The sequence below is a fragment of the Caulobacter vibrioides genome, assembly GCF_002858865.1.
Classification (GTDB): Bacteria; Pseudomonadota; Alphaproteobacteria; order Caulobacterales; family Caulobacteraceae; genus Caulobacter; species Caulobacter vibrioides.
The window spans coordinates 1-19,288 of the sequence record NZ_PJRR01000003.1 but is presented as its reverse complement, the minus strand read 5'-3'; the positions used below and the strand labels follow the sequence as shown (position 1 = coordinate 19,288).

Annotated in this window: 9 protein-coding genes and 2 pseudogenes; 6 read left to right on the top strand and 5 right to left on the bottom strand. The window is 66.8% G+C overall.

Translation table 11 applies throughout. From position 1 onward, the window contains the following. Positions 1 to 136 precede the first annotated feature (136 nt). Together CVUC_RS00200 and CVUC_RS00195 are read right to left on the bottom strand one after the other, a co-directional pair. Positions 137 to 2,227: a 3-hydroxyacyl-CoA dehydrogenase NAD-binding domain-containing protein gene (locus CVUC_RS00200; RefSeq protein ID WP_164468225.1), complete on the bottom strand. Its 2,091-nt coding sequence runs from the start codon at positions 2,225 to 2,227 to the stop codon at positions 137 to 139. A gap of 409 nt (positions 2,228 to 2,636) precedes the next feature. Then, positions 2,637 to 3,863, bottom strand: coding sequence for a serine hydrolase domain-containing protein (locus tag CVUC_RS00195; RefSeq protein WP_096034304.1), 1,227 nt, complete (start codon positions 3,861 to 3,863; stop codon positions 2,637 to 2,639). A gap of 124 nt (positions 3,864 to 3,987) precedes the next feature. Here CVUC_RS00195 and CVUC_RS00190 point away from each other — a divergent pair, with 124 nt between their 5' ends. The 3 genes from CVUC_RS00190 to CVUC_RS00180 all read left to right on the top strand — a co-directional run bounded on the left by CVUC_RS00190 (position 3,988) and on the right by CVUC_RS00180 (position 8,542). Further along, positions 3,988 to 5,916, top strand: coding sequence for an ATP-binding protein (locus CVUC_RS00190; protein ID WP_096034305.1), 1,929 nt, complete (start codon positions 3,988 to 3,990; stop codon positions 5,914 to 5,916). Positions 5,917 to 6,090: 174 nt separating this feature from the next. Next, positions 6,091 to 7,326, top strand: coding sequence for a TetR/AcrR family transcriptional regulator (locus tag CVUC_RS00185; protein ID WP_096034306.1), 1,236 nt, complete (start codon positions 6,091 to 6,093; stop codon positions 7,324 to 7,326). A 100-nt stretch (positions 7,327 to 7,426) separates the two neighbouring features. Beyond that, positions 7,427 to 8,542: a hypothetical protein gene (locus CVUC_RS00180; RefSeq protein ID WP_096034307.1), complete on the top strand. Its 1,116-nt coding sequence runs from the start codon at positions 7,427 to 7,429 to the stop codon at positions 8,540 to 8,542. A 79-nt stretch (positions 8,543 to 8,621) separates the two neighbouring features. On the opposite strand, the pseudogene CVUC_RS00175 reads toward CVUC_RS00180, so the two are convergent. After that, positions 8,622 to 11,998: pseudogene (locus CVUC_RS00175) on the bottom strand (TonB-dependent receptor). Between the two features lie 133 nt (positions 11,999 to 12,131). Between CVUC_RS00175 and CVUC_RS00170 the strand changes: the two are divergent. Genes CVUC_RS00170 through CVUC_RS00160 form a run of 3 tightly spaced genes read left to right on the top strand, consistent with a single transcriptional unit; the run spans position 12,132 to position 17,835 of the window. Beyond that, complete coding sequence (locus CVUC_RS00170; RefSeq protein WP_024265924.1) at positions 12,132 to 13,643, top strand: efflux transporter outer membrane subunit; 1,512 nt, start codon at positions 12,132 to 12,134, stop codon at positions 13,641 to 13,643. Then, positions 13,601 to 14,710, top strand: coding sequence for an efflux RND transporter periplasmic adaptor subunit (locus CVUC_RS00165; protein WP_096034308.1), 1,110 nt, complete (start codon positions 13,601 to 13,603; stop codon positions 14,708 to 14,710). Before CVUC_RS00170 ends, CVUC_RS00165 begins: the two co-directional genes overlap by 43 nt. Then, positions 14,710 to 17,835, top strand: a complete 3,126-nt coding sequence (locus tag CVUC_RS00160; RefSeq protein WP_096034309.1) for an efflux RND transporter permease subunit — start codon at positions 14,710 to 14,712, stop codon at positions 17,833 to 17,835. Before CVUC_RS00165 ends, CVUC_RS00160 begins: the two co-directional genes overlap by 1 nt. Before the next feature lie 54 nt (positions 17,836 to 17,889). Here CVUC_RS00160 and CVUC_RS00155 read toward each other — a convergent pair whose 3' ends face one another. Further along, positions 17,890 to 18,873 (bottom strand): sensor histidine kinase, encoded by a 984-nt coding sequence (locus CVUC_RS00155; RefSeq protein ID WP_096034310.1) that lies wholly within the window; start codon positions 18,871 to 18,873, stop codon positions 17,890 to 17,892. Positions 18,874 to 19,025: 152 nt separating this feature from the next. Further along, positions 19,026 to 19,288: pseudogene (gene tuf, locus CVUC_RS00150) on the bottom strand (elongation factor Tu); the annotation flags it as partial.

The following is a 19,288-nucleotide window of genomic DNA, read 5'->3' as shown; positions in this document are numbered from 1 at the left end:
AAAACCCGCGTCATCCCGGGCGACGAAGCCGACCCGGGACCCAGGGGCCAAGCGCGATGCGGCGGCCCCTGGGTCCCGGCTCTCCGCTACGCTGCGGCCGGGATGACACGCTTATTTTGAAGCTAGAAGACCGCGATCAAGCGTCCTTGAAGCCCTTGCCTTCGGCGACCAGGCGCTCGAGCAGGGCCGAGGGCTTGAAGTCGTCGCCGAGCTCGGCGTGGAACTGCTTCATCTTGGCCAGGACCTTGTCGAGGCCCACCAGCTCGCCCCAGAACATCGGGCCGCCGCTATAGACCGGCCAGCCGTAGCCGTTGATCCAGACGATATCGATGTCCGAGGCCCGGATGGCCTTGCCTTCCTCGAGGATCTTCGCGCCCTCGTTGACCATCGGATAGAGGCAGCGCTCCAGGATCTCCTGGTCGGTGATCTCGCGGCGCTGGATCTGACGCTTCTCGGCGAAGTCGCGGATCACTTCCTCGACGACCGGCGAAGGCTTGGCGTTGCGGTTCTCGTCGTAGTCGTAGAAGCCCTTTCCGTTCTTCTGGCCGCGACGGTCCATCTCGCAGAGCACCTCGCGCACGGTCGAGGAGCTGGTCTTGGCTGGATCCCAGCCGATGTCGAGGCCGGCCAGGTCGCTCATCGCGAACGGTCCCATCGGCAGGCCGAAGTCGTACAGCACCCGGTCGACGTCCCAGGGCATCGCGCCTTCCAGGATCAGCTTCTGGGCCTCGCGCTGGCGCTGGGCCAGCATGCGGTTACCGACAAAGCCGTAGCAGACACCGACCAGCACCGGGACCTTACCGATGGTCTTGGACAGCTTCATGCAGGTGGCGATGACGTCCTTACTGGTCTTGTCGCCGCGCACCAGTTCCAAGAGGCGCATGACATTGGCCGGCGAGAAGAAGTGGGTGCCGATCACGCTCTCGGGACGGCTGGTCACGGCCGCGATCGCATCAACGTCGAGATAGGAGGTGTTGGTGGCCAGGATCGCGCCGGGCTTGGCGATCTTGTCCAGCTTGGTGAAGACCTCCTTCTTGATCTCCATCAGCTCGAACACGGCCTCGATGATCATGTCGCAGTCGGCCAGGGCCTCCATCTCCATGGAGGGGGTCAGCAGCGCCATGCGCTTTTCGACGTCGTCCTGGGTCAGACGGCCCTTCTTGGCGGTGTTCTCATAGTTCTTGCGGATGATGCCGACGCCGCGTTCGAGGTTCTCCTGCTTGGCCTCGATGATCGTCACCGGGATGCCGGCGTTGAGGAAGTTCATGGCGATACCGCCGCCCATGGTGCCGGCGCCGATGACGCCGACCTTCTTGACGGGGATCGTCGGGGTGTCGTCCGGCACGTCCGGGATCTTGGCGGCCTGGCGCTCGGCGAAGAACACATAGCGCTGGGCGGCCGACTGGCTGCCGGTCATCAGCTCCATGAACAGTTTGCGCTCGGCCTTCAGGCCCTCGTCGAAGGGCAGGTTCACCGCCGCCTCGATGCACTTGATGTTGTTCTCCGGCGCCATAAAGCCGCGGAACTTCTTGGCGTTGGCTTTGCGGAAGGCTTCGAAGATCTCGGGCTTGCCACGCGCGGCCTCGACCTTCTCGTTCAGGTCACGGACCTTCTTGAGCGGACGGTTCTCGGCGACGACGGCCTTGGCGAAAGCGATGGCGCCCTCGCGCAGCTTGCCCTCCTCGACCAGCTCGTCGAACAGGCCCATGGCGTGTGCGGCCTTGGCCGGCACATGCTGGCCGGTGGTGACCATCTCCAGCGCCTTCTCGACGCCGACGATGCGCGGCAGGCGCTGGGTGCCGCCGGCGCCGGGCAAGAGGCCGATGTTCACTTCCGGCAGGCCGGCCTTGGCCGAGGGAACGGCGACGCGGTAGTTGGCGACCAGCGCCACTTCCAGGCCGCCGCCCAGTGCCGTGCCGTGGATCGCGGCGATCACCGGCTTGGGCGAGTTCTCAATGGTGTTCTGGACGTCCTGCAGCGAGGGTCCGGTCATCGCCTTGCCGAACTCAGTGATGTCGGCGCCGGCGATGAAGGTCTTGCCGTCGCAGATCAGCACGATGGCCTTGACGGCGGCGTCGGCGATCGCGGCGTCGAACGCGCCCTGCAGACCCTCGCGGACAGCGGCCGACAGCGCATTGACCGGCGGCGAGTTGAGCGTGACGACGCCGATGTCGCCTTCGACAGAGAAATCGGTGACGGCGTTGATCGCGGCCATGGCGGCTTCCACCCTTGTTTTCTTGGTTTGAACGGTTGTTTGACAGCAGCGTGCATGCTCCGTCGCGGATGTCCAGACCTACGCGACGGCGCCCATTTCGCGGGCGCCGCCAGTTGACGGCCACAAAGCCATACTCCAAATTCGAAATCAGAAGTTCGGCCGAGATCATCTGCGAGGTGGAGGGGGCGTCGGTGGGCTGACCGACACTGCAGCTACCTGAAATGCAGAGAAAATGATCCGCGCCGGGGAGGACGTTCGCGGGAATTCATGGGCTTTGGATGCGCCTTGCACGCGTCCTGACGTTTCGAAGTCGGTGGATTTCGCGAGCGTGACGTATTGCTCGCAATGCGTCGGACTTTGGTAAAGCGCAACTCGGCGCGGGAGCCTCTCCCGCGCCGTTTTCTTATCCGTGATAAAGCGCCTATCCAGCGCTTTCGGTGAAGCTCGAATAGACCAGCGTCCGCAGCTCCCGGCGGATCGGGTACGAGGTCGAGGGCATCAGTTGGGTCATGAAGACCACCGCCAGATCCTCGACCGGATCGATCCAGAACGCCGTCGAGGCCATGCCACCCCAGAAGTACTCTCCCAGAGACCCCAGGTTCTTGGTCCGCGCCTGATCGATGGTCATGGCGAAGCCCAGGCCAAAGCCCAGCCCCTCGAACACCGCCTCGCTGAACAGCGACTTGGACGCCTGAACCAGTTCCTGACCGCCCGGGATGTGGTTCATGGTCATCAGCTTGATCGTCTTGGGGCTGAGCAGGCGCACGCCGTCCAGCTCGCCGCCGTTCAGCAGCATGCGGCAGAAGCGCATGTAGTCGTCGGCCGTCGAGACCAGACCGCCGCCGCCCGACTTCACCGAGGGGTCGGACAGGTACCGGCTCTTCTCGGGATCGTCCTGCAACACCACCTTGCCCGAGGGCGTTAGGGCGTAACAGGCGGTAAAGCGCTCACGCTGGCCTTCCGGCACGAAGAAGCCGGTATCGACCATCTTCAGCGGATCGAAGATCCGGGTCTTCAGGAACACGTCGAACGGCATGCCCGAGATCACCTCGACCAGATAGCCGAGCACATCCGTCGCGACCGAGTAGTTCCAGGCCTCGCCGGGCGAGAACTCCAGCGGCACCGTCCCGAGGGTCTCGACGAAGGTCTTCAAGCCGCCCTCGCTGTCGACGCCGTCCAGCTTCAGCTTGCGATAGGCCGCGTCGACATTGGTCCGCTGCTGGAAGCCGTAGGTCAGGCCCGAGGTGTGGCGCAGCAGGTCGATGGTGCGCATCGGCTCCTTGGTGCGGGTCGTCTGGAACGCACCGGCCACCCCGGCCTGAAACACGCCGATATCCCGCCACGCCGGGATGAAGCGGTGCACCGGGTCGTCCAGCGAAGCCAGCCCCTCCTCGACCAGCATCATGAAGGCGACGCTGGTGATAGGCTTGGTCATCGAATAGATGCGGAACAGGCTGTCGGCCTTCAGCGGCTTGCCGCGCTCGACATCGGCGCTGCCCAGCACCGAGGTATGGGCCAGCTGTCCACGCCGCCAGACTTGGGTCAGGGCGCAGGGCAGTTTTCCGGTATCGATGTACTTGGCCTGGATGAAGCTATCGATGCGCTTCAGGCGCTCGGACGATAGTCCTACGGCTTCCGGCGTGCTCATTGTCCTGCTCTCCCCTTTATTGACGTCTTGATTGGCTCGGACCAGGACTCGCGCCGAGGCGATATGCCGCAACGTAAACTTTACCCAACCCTGCGCATCATCGATTGAAGACGAGCGAAGCGGGATGGGCAAGCGCTTGGATACAAAGGCCGGCGCCAGAATCGAAGCCGCTGCGGCTGACTGGTTCTTCCAGAACAGCCTCGACATGTTCGTTGTGCTGCGCGACAGCCGGATCATCCGCGCCAATCCCGCCTGGAGCCAACTGACAGGCTGGGCCGCCGAGGACACGCTGGGCCGCGAAATCCGCGACTTCTTTCATCTGCATGACACCGAGGTTCTGACCGCCGCCGGTCACACGCTGAAGACCGTGGGTCACGCCCACAGCGAAAATCGGCTGGCGCGAAAGGGCGGCGGCTGGCTGTGGGTTCGCACCCAGTCGACCATCCTGGAAGGCGGCGGCCAGTTGATCGTCTTTCAGGACATCAGCGAGGACCGGGCCCGCGAGGCCGCCCGCCTGCAGGCCGAGCGTTCAAACGAACTTCTGCGCAACGCCGCCGGCGTCTATGTCTGGCGGTTCAATCCCCGCAGGGGCGTCTATGCGTTCGATCAGGACATCCCGACGCCCAGCGCCCCGGAGGGCGGCGCGCGGACCATGACCGTCGCCGAGATGACCCAGTCGATCCATCCCGAGGACAGCGCCCGGGTTTGGCAGGCGTTCTCGCGAACCCTGCAGACCGGCGAGCATGTGGAGATCGACTACCGCTATCTCGACCCCGGCGCCGACGACTGGATCCACCTGCACGTGGCCTGGCGCGGCGTGCGCGGATCCAGCCCCGACACCTATGACGTCATCGGCATCACGCAGAACGTCACCGAGCTGGTCGCCGCACGCGACGCCGCCCTGGCCGCCGCCGAGACCAAGTCCCAGTTCCTGGCCAATATGAGCCACGAGATCCGGACGCCCATGAACGGCGTGCTGGGCGTGCTGCACCTGCTGAAGACCGAGAAGCTCTCGGACGACGGACGACGCCTGCTGACAGAGGCGCTGGGCTGCGGCGAGATGTTGTCCGAGCTTCTCAACGACATCATCGACTTTTCCAAGATCGAGGCCGGCAAGCTCGAGCTGTCCGCCGAGCCCATCTGTCCCGCCGAGCTGCTTCGGGGCGTGGCCGACATGCTGCGCGCCCAGGCCGAGGCCAAGGGGCTTTATCTGCGGGTGGAGGCCTCGGACGACCTCGGCTGGGTGGCGACCGACCCGCTGCGGCTGCGCCAGGCGCTGTTCAATCTGATCGGCAATGCGGTGAAGTTCACCCTGGAGGGCGGCGTCGTCGCGCGGCTTTCGGGGCGACGGATCGACAGCCCTGATGGCGCGCGCTTGCGCCTGCGCTTCGAGATCGACGACACCGGCGTGGGCATCGGCGAGGAAGCCGGAGCGCGCCTGTTCGAGCGCTTCCGTCAGGGCGACGGTTCGACGACCCGCCGCTTCGGCGGCTCGGGTCTGGGCCTGGCCATCTGCCGGCGGCTCGCCGAGTTGATGGGCGGCGAGGTCGGCTTCGAGAGCCAACTGGGCAAGGGTTCGACCTTCTGGCTGGAGGTTGAGACCCAGGCCTGTGCGCGCCCGGACACGCAGGAGACGCTGGCCGACGGCCCTCTGTTCGACGGGCTGCACGTCCTGCTGGTCGAGGACAACGCGACCAACCGGCTGATCGCCACACGCATGCTCGAGGCCTTGGGCGCCCGCGTGACCACCGCCGAGGATGGCGCACAGGGCGTTACGGCGGCGCGACAGGGCTTCGACCTGATCCTCATGGACATCCAGATGCCGGTCATGGACGGCGTCGAGGCCACCCATCGCATCCGTGCGTTCAACAACCCCGCAGGCGCCGCGCCGATCCTGGCCATGACCGCCAACGCCATGGCGCATCAGCAGGCGAGCTACCTCGCCGCGGGGATGGATGGCGCGATCGCCAAGCCGCTTTCGCCCTTGGCCCTGACCCAGGCCATCGCCGCCGCCCTGACCCTGGACCCTTCGCGCCAGCGCAAGGCCTCCTAAGCCCGCCCAAAAGACGCCGGGCTTGCAACAATCCTGACAAAACGGGGCTGTAGGCAGGCGCTATCGTCCTGCAACGGACGTCATCGGCCTTTAAGCCGGCCCGATGGACGCCTAGATTGGACACGAGAGTCTGATGACCGGCGCGACCGTCGGTCATGATGGGACCCCAGGGATTTGAAGGCGATGGACGACGGTCGGATCGCGGGAGCGGCCACGGCGCGCTACGCACGGAAGAAGGAGACGATCCTGGCGGCGGCCACGGCGATCCTGAACCGTCAGGGCGTACGCGGCATGACCCTGGCCGATGTCGCCGCCAGTGTTGGCCTCAACACCACCAGCGTCACCTACTACTATCGCAAGAAGGACGATCTGGCCGCCGCCTGCTTCATGCGCGGTCTTGAGCGCTTCGAAGCGATGGTGGAGCAGGCCGCCGGCGAGGCGACGCCCGCCGCGCGGATCATCAAGTTCCTGGATCTGTATCTCGACCTGAACCGCCGTGTACGGCTGGGCGAGGCTACGCCGCTGACCAGCTTCGCCGAGATCAAGGCGCTGAAGGAGCCTCTGCGGGGCTCGGTCATCGGCGCGTTCAACGATCTCTTCCGGCGGGTCCGCAGCTTCTTCGACGACCCCGCCCTGGCGCATCTCGACAAGCGTCAGCGCAACGCGCGCACCCATCTGTTGATGGAGCAGGTGTTCTGGTCCGGCCGCTGGCTGCGCCGCTATGACGTCGAGGACTATGGGCGGGTGCTCGAGCGGATGAGCGACATCCTGCTGAACGGCTTGCCGACGGCGGAGCGCGACTGGAATCCCCACGCTCTGCCCGATCCGACGCCGCTGTCGCCCGAAGGTCTGGAGTGGCGCGAAACCTTCCTGGTGGCGGCGACCCGCCTGATCAATCAGCGCGGCTATCGCGGGGCCTCGGTCGAGGACATCTCGGCGGCGCTCAACGTGACCAAGGGCTCGTTCTACCATCACCACGACGACAAGGACGCCCTGGTCGCCGAGTGCTTCGAGCGCACCTTCACCGTCACGCGTCGCTCCCAGCTCGACGCCCGCGCCCTGCCGACCGACAGCTGGACCCAGCTTGTCTCGACGGCCGCCGGCCTGACCAGCTACCAATTGTCCGAACACGGCCCATTGCTGCGCGCCTCATCGCTGGGCGCCCTGCCCGAACCGCTGCGCAGCGACATGGCGGACGGCTACATGCGCGGCTGGCAACGCTTTGCGTCGATCATCTCCGATGGCGTCGCGGACGGATCGATCCGCGCGATCGACGCCAGCATCGCCGCGCACATGATCAACTCGATGCTGAACGCCGCCGCCTCTCTGGAGGCCTGGGTTCCTGGCTTGCAGCGGGAGGAGGCTGCGGACCTGTTCGCTCGGCCGCTGCTGACCGGCGTCCTGAGCTAAGGACTTTTCAAGCGCCGCGTGCGACCCATTAACCATAGGGCGCCCAAGCCAGGCGAGGACTGCTACCCTTAAGTCCTTGATTCGCTAGAAGTCGCGCGACATGACGACGATCAATCCGTATGCGTCGACCTATGCGCCAGGCCTCACCGCAGGCCAGACGGCGGCCCAGCGCGCCAGTCAGGCGGCGGCCCAGGCCAAGACCCGCGACCAGAGCGAGACGATCAACACCCCGGCGGTGAACGTCACCCTGTCACCCGCCGCGCAAGCCGCGCTGAAGGCGCAAACCGACTCCCGCGCGATCGAAGCCGTGGTCGCCGAGGCCAAGACCCAGATCACGGCGCGGCTCAAGGCGGCGGGGGCGACCGGCGCCTTGAAGGACGGAAACGCCACCATCGATCTGTCGGCCCTGGACCGGCGCACACTGCACGCCGTGGCCAGCAACAAGGGCGACCAGTTTCCGATCGACCAGCAGGTCGTCGCGGCGCTCGCTCTGAAGTCCCGGCAGGACACCGTCCTTGCGGGTCCCGCTGCCCAGGCGCGGCTGACCGGCGACTATGCGGGCCTCTATCAGGCGGCGCTGGATCACCTGGATACGGCGGGCCCCGAGGAAAAGAGCTCGGCCGCCTGGAGCCGCGAGCACGACGCGCTGATCGAAGGGCGCAAACAGGCCCTCGCCCGCCCGGGCCTGGCGCCTGCGGGGATCGAGAACGACAGCGTCGCGGCCTATATGAAAGAGATCGGCAGCGCCGTCGCCGGCGCCAAGACCCGCGACTTCGGCAAGGTCGCCGGCGACGTCCGCGTGGCCCTGGACAAGCAGTACGAGCTGGCCTTCGCGCCTGAGGCGGCCAAGGATCGGGACAGCGGCGAGATCGATTTCCGGCGGTTCGACGATCGCTCGCTATCGGCCATCGCGCTCAACAAGGACGACCAGTTCTCGACCCACGAGATCGCGGAGGCCAAGGCCGAGATCCGCGCCCGCGACAGCGCCGCCATCAAGGCCAGCTACCAGTCCACCGCCGAGGAGGCGGGCGGCTTTGGCAAGGCGATGATCACCCGCTATGCGGCCATGACTGTTGAGGAACGGCAAGCCGGCGGCTGGACGCCCGAGATCTATGCCCGGATGACCGACCTCCAGGCTTCACGCGAAAAGCTGGCGCAGATGTTCAACGCCGACGGCTCGCTCGCGAGCCCGCCCAGCCTGCTGGACTGGCTGTAACCTCCTCGCTCGCCGGACAAGAAAACGGCGCGTCCTTTGGGGGAAGGACGCGCCGCAAGTTCCCACACGCTCCGAGGAACTAGAACTTCTTGCGCAGGCCCACCTTGTAGGTGCGACCCAGCGGATCGCCGGTGAACGGGTCGTAGCCCAGGTCGAGGCGGGCGTAGGACGGATCCTTGTCGAACAGGTTGGTGATCGCCAGGGTGGCGGTCGTGTCCCACGGCAGGAAGACGCGATAGGCGAGGTTGGTCAGGACCTGCTTTTCGATCTTCTTGCCCGCGCTGACCGTCACGCCGGCGCCCGTGGTGTCCTTGTAGGCGTTGGCCGCAAACGGCGCGGTGCGCTGGTCGGTGTAGGAACCGATATAGTGGATCGACAGACGCAGGTTGTGCGGGCCCGAGTTCCATTCGGCGTGCACGTCACCCTTCCACTTGGGGATCGGCACGACGGTGGTCTGGTAGTTGAGCAGCCCCACCGCGTCGAAGGCCTTCTCGACGGTGATGCCCTCCACCTGAGTGGCGCCGACCTCGTACTTCTGGATGTAGGTCGCCGAACCGCCCAGCGAGATGTCGCCGCCCATCACGTCCCGGAACCGGTAGTCGGCCGAGAAGTCGAAGCCGGCGTTCTTCACCGGCGCGCCGTTGATGTAGTTGGTGCGCAGGCGCGCGATGCTGGTCGTCGGCGTGGCGCACGCCCCGGTGAAGGTGAAGCGCGACACCAGGCCGGCATAGGCCGGATCGGCGCAGTTGTTGGCTCCCGCAGCGCCATTCGGATACAGCGAGGCCACCATGCCCGCCACCGGCTCGGCGACGATCGGATCCTTGAAGTCGAAATAGAAGTAGTCGACGCTGGCCTTGAACCCGCCCGCATTGAACAGCAGACCGAAATTGTAGGTCTGGGCCTTTTCAGGCTTCAGGTTCGGATTGCCGTAGATGTCGACGGCGCGGAACACGCCGAGAATGCCCTGCAGCGAGGTCACCGAGGTGGTCGTGGTCAGCGGATCCGGCGGCCCCCGGAAGGTCGAACCGGCCGAGGCGCGCAGGGCCAGCCAGGGCATCGCCTGCCAGCGCAGCGAAACCTTCGGATTGAAGGTCGAGCCGACCGCGCCACCGTACTTCTCATAGCGCGCCGCGAGCTGAGCCTGGAAGTCGTCAGTAATCGGCACCGACAGCTCGCCGAAGGCCGCCATGACATCGCTCTGATTGTCGGCTTCGTTGCCGACGCCCAGGAACATGAAGGGGCCGTTGCGGACCGAGCCCGTGCAGGTGGTGACGCCGAAGTCCGGCGTGTTCACGCACGGATTGACCGCCGCGTTGCTGATGTCGTTGTAGTCGGCCGTGAAGTAGCTGCGGCGATACTGGACACCCGCAGCCCAGGCGACGTCGCCGCCCTGCAGCGTGATGTTGGTCTTACCGTTCAGCACCGCCTCGCCGACGAACAGCCGCGAGGCCTGCTTGGTCGAGAGCTTCTTGAAGAACCAGTCGATCAGGTCCTTGTTGTTGGCCAGGGCCGGATTGTAGCCGGCGTTGGCCTGGCCGGTGATCGCGTTGCCCGGAATCGCGCTGGCGAAGGGATTGAAATACATGCACTGGCCAACGCCCGCCGTGCCCTGGACGCCCGGCAGCGACGGATTGCTGTCGCAGAGCGGACCGCCAAGACCCTGAAGCGCCAGGGCGAAGCGATTGACCAGCGTGTCATAGCCGGTGCGGATGCCGATCTCCTGGGAGTAGGTCAGCGCCATATCCCAGCCGATGCCGTTCTCGAACTCGCCCGACAGGTCCGCCGACACCCGGAAGGCGTCGAACGATCGGGCCCCGATCGACGGGCCGTAGCCGAACTTGGGATTGCCGCCGATGCCGAACGGCCGGGCGGCGACATTGAGCGCGCCGAACGCGAAGATCGAGCTGGGGACCGTGCTGACCGCGCCGGTCGCCAGGCTGGACAGTTGAACCGTCGGGTTCGCCGCCATGAAGGCGATCAGGCCCGGGTTCGTCGCAGGCACGACGTACCGCCCTGGAATAGGCGAGGCTTCGGCGGTCGGCACCGCCAGGGCGGCGTAGGACGGCGAGGTGTTCCAGTCCGGCACGTCGGTATGGGCGTACAGCACCTCGACGTGGAACTTGGTCGTCGCCGACAGATCGGCGTTGGCCTCGGCATAGGCCTGAATGGCGTTGGACTTTTCCACGAGGTTGTCGAATGGCGTGTACTGCCAGTAGCAGACCGGCGTCAGCCCGCTGAAGCCGGGGAAACCGCCAAGACCGGCGCAAGCCGGATCGCGCATGCCGTTGGTGGAGCTGGCCAGCGGGATGAAGGTGGACGGGTTCCCCGCCGCCGACCAGCCGGCCTCGGGATTGCTGAGATAGGACCGACTGGCCCAGTCCCGCTCGGAGACCGACAGTTTGGAGCGATGCTGCCAGCCCAGGCTGGCCAGGACGTTGCCGTTCTCCCAGACCTTGCCCCAGGTGAAGTTCAGGCCGTAGTCGCCGTCGGAACCGTTGATGTGACGATAGTCGGCGCCGACCTCGAGCCCCTCGAAGCTCTTCTTGGTGATGAAGTTGACGACGCCGGCGATGGCGTCCGAGCCATAGGTGGCGGCCGCGCCGTCCTTCAGCACTTCCAGACGGCCGATGGCCGCTGCGGGAAGGATGTTGGTGTCGACGATACCCGCGCCCGCCTGGCCGAACGGGTTGATGGCCAGACGCCGACCGTTCAGCAGCACCAGGGTGCGCTGCGAGCCCAGACCCCGCAGATTGACCGAGCCGGAGCCTTCGGAGCCCTGGGCGCGGCTGTCGAACTGATTGGTGTCGCCGAGCACACCGTTGGAGACCGACAGGGCCTTCAGCAGTTCGACGGTGGAAGGGGACCCTCGCTTTTGCAGCTCCTCGGCGCCGATGACCTCGACCGGCAGGGCTGCGTCCTCCGGCGTGCCCCTGATGAAGGAGCCCGTGACCACGACTTCTTCGACCTGGGTCGACGCGTCCGGCTTCTGAGCCTCTTGGGCCTGAGCCGCGCCCGCCATCGCCAAGGCCAGCGCCAAGCATGACCCCCCGCGCAGGAAGCTGCTTCTGTTCATCCGTATTCCCTCCCTCGGTTCGTTCTTGATTGGCCGATCGTCTTTTCGCGGGGCCAAATCACGTTCAGCTGGGCGGCGGCGTTCCTGACAGAGCTCGGGCGCGCGCCACCCCGCCGGCGCGGATGCAGCCGCGCCGATAGGCAGGTTCTTTTTCGAAACCTTGAGATGCGCCGTACAGAGCCGACAAGCCGTGGTCCCCCGGGGCCGGACGCTTGAAAAGCCACGCTACAGGCCCGCCAACTGCGACGAGCCAAGCCCTCGACAAACAATGTCGAACACCTGTTTCGATGATGCGGTATGTTCTGCCGTCGCGTCAACCTTCGCCAGAAGAGACGGTTGCTCGCCGCGTCAATCGACCACACTGCTGACAGGTATGGGATCAAGAGCCCTCAAGACTGCGTCCAGTCGGCGGATGGCTTCGTTAAACCTCTCGAACGGGGGTTTCCCTCCCGGGGCCGGCCCCCTAAGTGGGAGACCATTGGTCGCCTGGGCGCGCCGCGCGTCACAACAACTGGGTTGAATTTCATGCGTCTCGCCACGACCGGCGCCCTATTGCGACCAGAGCAGCCTGTAGGCTTGTCGCGCGCCGCTCCCATCATGACGCTCATGGTTCTCGGCCTGGGACTGGCGGCCTGCACGACCCCGGCGCGCAAGGCGGAGGTCCAGCTGCCGAGCGCCTATGAGGCCCCGGCCGGTCCTGCCCTCGCGCCCCAGGCCCTGGATCAATGGTGGACGCAGTTCAACGACCCCGCCCTGAACGCGCTTGTCACTACGGCGCTGGCTCAGAGCCCCGATGCGCGGCTTGCGGCGGCGCGTCTTGAAGAAGCGCGCGCCATCCGCCAGGGCCAGATCCGCCAGATCTTCATTCCACAGACGCCGCTCGTCGGTTCGGCCCAACGCACCGACACCGACATCAACGAGCAAAGCGGCGTCGGCGCCTTCACCCAGGGCGGGGTCAGCAAGACCTACTCCGCCAATTTCGACGTCTCCTGGGAGCTGGACCTGATCGGCCGCCGCCTCGCTGCGCTGCGGGTGGTGAAGAACGATATGGCCGCGGCGCGCTTCGCCTATGAGGGCGCGCGTGCGGCCCTGGCCGCCAATGTCGCCCAGTCCTATTTCGAGGCGCGGGGACTGGCGGTCCAGCTGGATGACGCCCGCGAAAGCGTGCGGATCGCCAGGTCGCTGGCCGATGTCGCTGCTGAGCGGGGTCGGCGTGGCCTGATCGCCACCTCCGAAGGCGAACGCGCCGCCGCCGATCTTGCCCAGGCCGAAGCCCAGGCCGCGGCTTTGGAAGCGGAGCTCCGCGCCGCGCGCCGCACGCTTCTGATCCTGGTCGGCAAGGGCGTCGATCCGCTCGAAACCCTGCCCGTCACGGCGTCGCTGGCCAAGCCGCCGCCGGTTCCCGCTGCAACGCCCGGCCAACTGCTGGCGCGGCGTCCCGATGTGCGCGAGGCGGCCGCTCGCCTGGCCTCGGCCTCGGGCAATCTCAACATCAGCGAACTGGCGCTGTTCCCTACCCTGACGCTGACGCCGGGGGGCGGGATCTCCAAGGCCATCACGCCCAGCTTCCTGGACGCCGGCGCGCAAACCTCGACGACCAGTTCGGCCTGGACGATCGGAGCCAATCTTTCGATCCCGGTTCTGAACATTCCCAAGCTGATGACCGACATCAAGGCCAGCAACGCCAGGGTCGAACAGGCCGCGATCACCTATGAAAAGACGGTCCAGACCGCGTTCGGCGAAGCTGACAACGCCCTTGTCCAGCTGGCCGCAGACGAGCGGCGCGTGGCGCTGTTGACGGCGGGCGAACGCCGCGCCGCCGTGGCCTATGAAGCAAGCCGCAAGAGCTTTGCGGCCGGGCTCACCGACCTGACGACGGCCCTGCAGGCCGAACAGGCCTGGCGCGCCGTTCGCTCGGCCTCAACGGCCGCTCAGACCCAGGCGCTGCAGCGCGCCGTGCAAACCTACAAGGCTCTTGGCGGCGGTTGGTCGCCCGAGGCCGTCCCGACCAAGGCTTCCGCGCAATGAGACCCGCTCCGATGACGACCCGCTATCTGATCGCCACCGCCCTGGTCTGCGCCGGCGTGGGCCTGACCGCCTGTGGCGGCAAGAAGGACGCTCCCGCCGAAACCGCGCCCGCCAGCGCTTCGGCGCGCGCGGTCAGCGTCGGCAGCGTCGAGACCCGCCCGCTGGGCGGCGGCATCGAGGCGTCGGGCCTTCTGGTCTCCCGCGAGGAGGCCGCCGTCGGCTCGGAGCTGACCGGCTATCGCGTCGCACGGCTCTACGCCGACGAGGGTGACTGGGTCCGCGCCGGTCAGCCGCTGGTCCAGCTGGACGACACCCTGCTGCGCGCCCAGATCGAGCAGCAGGCGGCGGTGACCGCCCAGGCCCAGGCCGAGGCCGCTCGGGTGTCCGGCCTCGACGGCCAGGGCGTGCTCAGCCAGGAACAGATCGAGACCCGCCGCTACCAGGCCAAGGCCCAGGAGGCGGCGCTGAAGGAGCTGCGGACGCGCGCCTCGCGCATGACCATCACCGCGCCGGTCAGCGGCCGCGTCCTCTCGCGCGGCGTCCAACCCGGGCAGATCGCCGGCGGCGGGACCGCGCCATGGTTCACCATCGCCCGCGACGGCCTTGTGGAGCTGGACGCGGAGGTCAATGAAGCCGACCTGGGCGGCATCCGCGCCGGTCAGTCGGTGGCGGTGTCGCTGCCCGCCGGTCAGGCTCTGTCCGGCGTTGTGCGCCTGGTCAGCCCGCGCGTCGACAGCACCAGCCGCCTGGGCAAGGTTCGCATTCGCCTGCCCGTCCGCCCCGACCTGCGTCCCGGCGGTTTTGGCCGCGCCACCTTCGGCGCGTCGGGCGCGCCCGTGACGGCGGTTCCGGAATCCGCCATCCGCTATGAGGCCGATGGCCTGTTCCTGATGACCGTCGACAGCAACAACCGCGCCAAGCAGGTCCCGGTGAAGATCGGCCAGAAGGGCGGCGGCTGGGCGCAGGTGGTGCAAGGCCCGTCCGCCGGCACGCGTATCGTCCTCGGCGGCGCGGCGTTCGTCACCGACGGCGACGTCATTCGTCCGGCCCAGCAGGCGGCGCGCTGATGAGCGAGCAGAACAACACGGCCGAGCACTCGACCGGACAGCTGCGGGTCTCGGCCTGGGCGATCCGCAACCCGATCCCGGTGGCGGTGGTGTTCATCGCCCTGATGATCGCCGGCGTCGGCGCCTATCTTGGCCTGCCGATCAAGCAGTTCCCCAACGTCGAGTTCCCGGCCGTCACTGTGACGGTCACCCAGAGCGGCGCTGCGCCCGGCGAGATGGAGACCCAGGTCACCCGTCCGATCGAGGATGCGGTGGCCAGCATCTCCAACGTCAAGACCATCCGCTCCTCGGTCGTGCAGGGCGCCTCGACCACGACGATCGAGTTCAACCTCGGCGAAGACCTGCAGAAGGTCACCGACGAGGTCCGCTCCAAGGTCGACCAGGCTCGCGCCGTCCTGCCCCGCGAGGTGGACGAGCCGCTCGTCCAGCGCCTGGAGATCACCAGCGCGCCGATCATCACCTACGCCGTCTCGGCGCCGAGCATGAGCGCCACGGACCTGTCGTGGTTCATCGACGACACCGTGACCCGCGCCCTGCAAGGCGAGAAGGGCGTGGCGCAGGTGGCCCGCGTCGGCGGCGTCGATCGCGAGATCAACGTCATTATCGATCCCGACCGCATGGCCTCGTTCGGCGTCACCGCGCCGCAGCTGAACCAGGCCCTGGCCAGCTTCAGCGTCGATGCGCCGGGCGGACGCGCCAGCATCGGGGGGCGCGAACAGACCCTGCGCGTGCTGGGCGCGGCGACGACGATCGAGCAACTGCGTCAGATCACCATCCCGGTCGCCGGCGGTCGCTATGTGAAGCTGACCGATGTCGCCCAGGTGGGCCAGGGCTCTGAAGAGGAGCGCGGCTTTGCGCGGCTGGACGGCAAGCCCGTCGTGGCCTTCCAGGTGATGAAGACCCGGGATTCCAGCGATGTCGCCGTCGAAGATCGCGTGAAGGTGGCGATCGACAAGCTGGCGGAAAAGACCCCCGGCGTGACGTTCGTGAAGATCTTCTCGACCGTCGACGAGACCCGCGCCAGCTTCAAGGCCACAGAACACACCCTGCTGGAAGGCATGCTGCTGGCGTCGCTGGTGGTGTTCCTGTTCCTGCGGGAATGGCGAGCGACCCTGATCACCGCCCTCGCCATGCCCGTTTCGCTGGTGCCGACCTTCGCCTTCATGGCGTTCATGGGCTTCTCGCTGAACGTCGTGACGCTGCTGGCCCTGACTCTGGTCATCGGCATCCTCGTCGACGACGCGGTCGTCGAGATCGAGAACATCGAAAAACGCGTCGCACGCGGACAGAGGCCCTTCCAGGCGGCGATGGAGGGCGCGGACGCGATCGGCCTGGCCGTGGTGGCGACCACCTTCACGATCGTGGCCGTGTTCGTCCCGGTGTCTTTCATGCCCGGCATGCCTGGCCAGTTCTTCAAGGAGTTCGGCCTGACGGTCGCCGTCGCCGTGCTGTTCTCGCTGGTCGTGGCCCGCCTGCTGACGCCGCTGCTGGCCGCCTATTTCCTCAAGCCGGCCAAGGCCCCGCATCCGCGCAAGCCCTTCGAGGGCTTCTATCGCAACATCCTGGACTGGTCGCTGGATCACCGGATCCTGGCCTGCATCATCGGCGGCCTGATCTTTGTCGGCTCGATCATGCTGGCCGGCTTGCTGCCGACCGCGTTCCAGCCGCCCGCCAACAACAACTACTACTATCTCAAGGTCCAGGGGCCGCCGGGCGCGACCGTCGCCGACATGGACCGCACGGTGCAGCAGGTGACCACCCTGATGCGCAAGCGCCCCGAGGTGACCAATGTCTTCGCCCAGGTCGGCTCCAACATCGGCAGCGGCTGGGGCGGACAGAGCAGCGCCGACATCCGCGACGCCACGATCACGATCGTGCTCCGCGGCGACCGCGAACTGAGCGTCACCGAGATCAAGCAGGAGGTCCGCGCCAGCCTCCGCGACATCCCCGACGCTCGGGTCAACCTGCAGGGCGACTGGGGCTCCTCTGAGGTGCAGACCATCCTCGTCTCCGAGGACGGTCCGCTGCTGGAGCGCACGGCGGCGAAGATCGAGCGCGAGATGCAGGGCCTGTCCACCGTGGCCGACCCGCGTCCATCCTCGCCGCCCAGCGGCCCGGAAATCCTGATCCGTCCGAAGGCTGACGAAGCCGCACGCCTCGGCGTCAGCTCGGCGGACATCGCCGCCATCGCCCGCGTGGCTACGGTCGGCGACATCGACGCCAACGTCGCCAAGATGACCCAGGGCGAGCGTCGGATCCCGATCCGCGTACGCCTGCCCGCAGAAAGCCGCCAGGACCTGGAGGCGCTGGGCGCCCTGCGGGTGCCGACGGCCAACGGCGGCAGCACCCGCCTCGACACGGTCGCGGAACTCTCCTTCCAGGCCGGCCCGGCCAAGATCGATCGCTTTGGCCGCAAGCGTCAGGTGACCGTCGAGGCGGACCTGAACAACGGCGCCCAGCTGGGCGAGGCCATGGCGGATGTCGACAGCCTGCCCACCATGAAGAACCTGCCCGCGGGCGTCGCCCCCGCCTCGGCCGGTGACCAGGAGGCGTTCGTCGAGCTCTTCACCGGGTTTGCGGTGGCCCTGCTGTCGGCGGTGGGCCTGGTGTTCGGCGTGCTGGTGCTGCTGTTCCGCAGCTTCTTCAAGCCGATCACCATTCTGTCCGCCCTGCCGCTGGCGATCGGCGGCGCGTTCTTTGGCCTGCTGGTCATGGGCCAGTCGCTGTCGATGCCGTCGTTGATCGGTTTCCTGATGCTGATGGGCCTGGCGGCGAAGAACTCGATCCTGCTGGTCGAGTACGCCATCGAGCAGGAGCGCGCCGGCATGAGCCAGCGCGAGGCCATTCTCGACGCCTGTCACGAGCGGGCGCGCCCGATCGTGATGACCACCCTGGCGATGATGGCCGGCATGCTGCCGACCGCTTTGGGGATCGGCACGGGCGCGGAGTTCCGCCAGCCGATGGCCGTGGCGGTGATCGGCGGCCTGATCACCTCAACCGTGCTGTCGCTGGTGCTGGTGCCGGTCGTCTACGAGATCGTGGATGACTTCGAGATGTGGCTGAAGCCGAAGCTGGCGCGGATCATCACGCCGCGCGAGGCGCCCAAAGGCGCGTCCATCATCTAGCCGGCTTATGGAAGAGCGCGGCCGCCCCACGCGAGGGCGGCCGCCCCCCAGGGCCTAGTCCTGCTTGGGCGCGTAGCTCAGCCTACAGATCGTCCAGCCGCCCTCGCTGGCCATCTCGAACTGTCCACCCAGTTGCTGGGCCATGGCGCGGACTATACGCAGGCCAAGGCTCTTGGACTGGGCCGGGTCGAAGTCAGCTGGCGGTCCGGCGCCGTCGTCACGAACGGTCAGAACGTGGGTCAGCCCTGACTGGTCCAGATGGACCTCTACACGCCCGGAGCCTCCCTCGCCGAACCCGTGCTCAAGCGCGTTGTTGAAGCTCTCCAGCATCACCAACGTCACGGGCATCGCCTGGTCCGGATGGAGCGGTTGCCCGCCGCCGTGGATCGCGAGGGAGACCTTGGCGCCGGCCGCGGCGGCCGCGCCCGCCAGCACAACCTCAGCAAAACTTCGGAACGGCGCCGGCTGGCCCACGGCGTTGTGGAGCTCGCGCTGGATCTTGGCGATCAGCTCGATACGGCCGCCCGCCTCCGCCAGGGCGTGGCGCGCGTCCTCATCCTGAACACCCGCGCCTTGCAGCCGCAGCAGCGCGCCCACGACATGGAGGTTGTTGCTCACCCGGTGGTGCAGTTCGCGATAGAGCAGGTCGCGGCTCTCGGCGAGCGCGGCGTAGCGGGTGCGCTCCTCCTCCAACTGCCGCAAGGCTTTGCGCATGCCGTCGATGAAGAACACGTCGACCGCCACCACAAAGGCGTAGAACACCAAGGCCACGGCCGTAGGGAAATTGAGGCTCAGGCTGTGGAACGGAGGAATGAAGAAGTACCAAGCCATCAGCCCGGACAGCACGGCGCACAGGATCGACGGCCGCAGGCCGGCGAAATAGGCGGTGACGACGACCGCCGGGAAGAAGGTCAGATAGGGGAAGCCGGGCGGGAACCAGTCGTCCAGCGCATAGCGCAGCGCCCAGGCGACCAGGGTCGCCAAGATGGCGAACAGATAGCCGCCGACTTTTCCACGAATGCGCGCGCTGATGGGCAAGCTTTCCCCCCAAGCGCTCTGTGGTGAGCGATAGCCGAATAGGCGTCAAGCGGGTAGCCGACTTGAGGCACCATGACACAGGCCAAGCAAAAGGCCCCGGAGATTGCTCTCCGGGGCCTTCGCAGTCTTCAGCCGTGGCTAAAAAGTCGAGATTACTCGACGATCTTGGCGACGACGCCGGCGCCGACGGTGCGGCCGCCTTCACGGATAGCGAAGCGCAGCTTCTCTTCCATGGCGATCGGGGTGATCAGCTCGACGTCCAGCTCGGCGTTGTCGCCCGGCATGATCATTTCCACGCCTTCGCGCAGCTTGATGATGCCCGTCACGTCCGTCGTGCGGAAGTAGAACTGCGGACGGTAGTTGGTGAAGAACGGGGTGTGACGGCCGCCTTCTTCCTTGGTCAGGATGTAGGCTT